This is a genomic window from Microvirga arabica (genome assembly GCF_016811235.1).
Lineage (GTDB): Bacteria > Pseudomonadota > Alphaproteobacteria > Rhizobiales > Beijerinckiaceae > Microvirga > Microvirga arabica.
Genome location: NZ_JAFBID010000164.1, coordinates 1 through 2,637, shown reverse-complemented (window position 1 = coordinate 2,637; position 2,637 = coordinate 1). Strand labels below are relative to the sequence as shown.

Sequence of the window (2,637 nt, the reverse complement as noted above, 5' to 3'; positions counted from 1 at the left end):
GACCAGCAGACCGCCGTGCTGCCACACAGCCGTCGCCGAGGTGATCTCAATCGTGCGCTCTGCGGCCCCATACCAACCTGGCACACGCACCGTCTGCCAGTGGGTGCTCGTGGCAGCAAGAACCTCCGCCAGTGTGGGCAGACGGGCACCCTTCCTGCGCGGGCGTCCGAGCGTCCCCGGCAACCGCATGGGTGCCGGCTCGTAGAGCGCCGCATCCAAGCGCAGGCGCGTGATGGCCGTGATCCCACCGCGACGCATGGCATCGAGGAACAGCAGAGCGGAAAAGCCACTGTCGGTGACCAGGATGAGGTCACGTTCGGGGAGCCACCGGCGGGCCTGCAAGGCCATTTGCCGGCCCCAGTCGAGGAGCGTCTTGTGGCGACGTCCCCGCTCCTGGCAGAACCGCTCGGAGGGCGCCAGCGCCGTCAGGACTGGCAAGGCCCAGACGCGCCCGGCCCAGGGAATGGGCGCGAGCAAGGGCCCGGAACAGGGCCACTGGTGGCCAGGCGAGCTCGCCTTTGGCAGCGGCATAGATATCAGCCAAGTGCCGATCCAGGGAGGACCAGTCGATCAGCCCCGATAACCGGTCCACGGAGCAGTGATGGGGTGTGGGATCTGCGGCAAACGCGAAGACTTCCTGTCCAATCTGACGGCGTGCCATGAGACCGCTCCCGTCATGTCCAACGGCCCTATTCAATCACCCAAAGGACATTGGGTCGAGGCTATCCGCGCACAGGTCTCATGACCCGCTCAAAATCGGTGGTTTGCCATGGGACCAAAGCCGACGATGCCGAGCTCCGGCGATCTCTACCGCAGCCGTCTCGACCAGATCCTTGATCAGCGCCACGAGTTGTTCCGGCTTGCCACTCTCATCGACTGGCACCGCTTCAACCAAAAGTTTGGTCGCTTCTATCGTCCGCTCGGCCTGCCAAACCTACCCGGCTGATGGTGGGGCTGTCGTATCTCCAGCACACCTTCAACCTGTCGGATGAGGCGGTGGTGCAGCGCTGGATCGAGAACCCGTATTGGCAGTGGTTCTGCGGCTGCGAGTATTTCCAGCATGAGGTGCCCTGCGATTCGAGTTCGCTCAGGCGCTGGCGCAAGCGGCTTGGGCCAGAAGGACTGGAGAGGGCGCCGTGCGGCCCTCCCGTTTGGAGCGGATCAGCGTCGACACCACGGTGCAGCCCAAGGCCATCACTCATCCCACTGACGCGAAGCTCTATCTCAAAGCTCTCGTCGCCCTCGTGCGGCAGGCCAGGAAGTGCGGTCTCGAGCTGCGTCAGGCCTACACCCGTCTGGCCAAACGGGCGGCCGTGCAGGTGGGTCGCTATGCTCATGCGCGGCCGATGCGGCGCATGCGGGTCGGCGATCGAGCCGATAATCGGAAGCAGGATGGGCGGCTGGGACGCAATCACCTGCTCGGAGTTGCGGGCGACGCCATGAATGTGCTGCTGGTGGCGGCTGGGCATAATCTGCGGCTGATCCTGAACTGGCTCAGGCTTTTTATCGCCTGGCTCCTGGCAGCCCTGATGAGTTCATCCGCGCAACCCGATACTTCTCAGGTCGCCTGAAATCCAGCGCCTGCCGCGTGCAGCCGCATTATTCAGGGCCGACTAAGGTAGGTTCAGACACACCCTTCTAAGCTAAAGCGCTTTTGGTGTTGTTGCCCCTTAAAGAGCGGACATGGCTTCCTTGGTTTGTCGGGCCGCGATGAACTCGCGGGGTGAACGATAGCCGAGAGCCCGGTGCGGGTGAAGCTGATTGTAATGAGCAAACCAGCCCGGCAGCGCGGCCATCACGGACCGGGCATCCGGGCAAGAGCTCACGCGGGCATAATCGCGCTTGATCGTGCGCACGAAGGCTTCTGCCATGCCATTCGATTGCGGGCTCTCCAGCGGCGTGGTGCGCGGCTCCAGCCCAAGCTCCCGGGCAAACGACCGGGTTGGCCCCGCCACATAGCAGCTCCCGTTGTCGGTCAGCCACTCGATCGTGTGCGGCAGCCGGTTCACAGGCCCGAAGCGATGCTCGACAGCGCTGAGCATGAGATCGCAGACATCCTCGCCTTTGATCCCCTCTGTGGTGGCGACATAGCCCAGCGCCTCGCGGTCACAGCAGTCGAGGGCAAACGCGACCCGCACCTTCTCGCCATTGTCACAACCGAGCTCAAATCCGTCCGAGCACCAGCGCAGATTGGACCGCGCGACCGCGATGCGCCCGTCGTGCCGGCGTGTCTCAGCGCCGCCCGCATGCCGCTGGAGGAGCAGGCCGTGCGCCCTCATCACCCGATAAACCCGCTTATGGTTAGGTGGAGCCCGGCCCTGCTCATGCGCTCGGCGCGCCAGAGCGGCATGCACCCGCCGATAGCCGTAAGTGGGCATGGTGGCGATCACGGCCTTGATCTCCTCGACCAGGGCGGCATCCGGCAAGGGCGGCCGGCCACGCGAGCGGGAGGTTTGCGGCGTTGTCTGCTTGACGAGGTTGGAGCGCGCCACCCCGAGGGTCGCGGCGACGACACTCATCGGGAACCGTCCTTCGGCAACGGGACGGACCGCAGCAGCCGTTTTTTCTAGGATGGCAAAGTTAGCTGGCGGGCCTGCTGTTCGAGAGCAGCCAGATAGGCGGCGGGATCGTGCCGAA

The 2,637-nt window shown here is 64.7% G+C and carries 1 protein-coding gene and 3 pseudogenes; 1 reads left to right on the top strand and 3 read right to left on the bottom strand.

Translation table 11 applies throughout. From position 1 onward, the window contains the following. Together JQC81_RS32115 and JQC81_RS34710 are read right to left on the bottom strand one after the other, a co-directional pair. On the bottom strand, nt 1-477 hold a 477-nt coding region (locus tag JQC81_RS32115; protein WP_246520843.1), incomplete at its 3' end, for a transposase. 46 nt (nt 478-523) lie between these two features. After that, a pseudogene (locus JQC81_RS34710) lies at nt 524-661 on the bottom strand (IS5 family transposase); the annotation flags it as partial. Between the two features lie 108 nt (nt 662-769). On the opposite strand from JQC81_RS34710, the pseudogene JQC81_RS32110 reads away from it, so the two are divergent. Then, nucleotides 770-1,361 (top strand): annotated as a pseudogene (locus JQC81_RS32110) (transposase); the annotation flags it as partial. 309 nt (nt 1,362-1,670) lie between these two features. On the opposite strand, the pseudogene JQC81_RS32105 reads toward JQC81_RS32110, so the two are convergent. Next, nucleotides 1,671-2,567: pseudogene (locus tag JQC81_RS32105) on the bottom strand (IS3 family transposase); the annotation flags it as partial. Nucleotides 2,568-2,637: the final 70 nt, after the last annotated feature.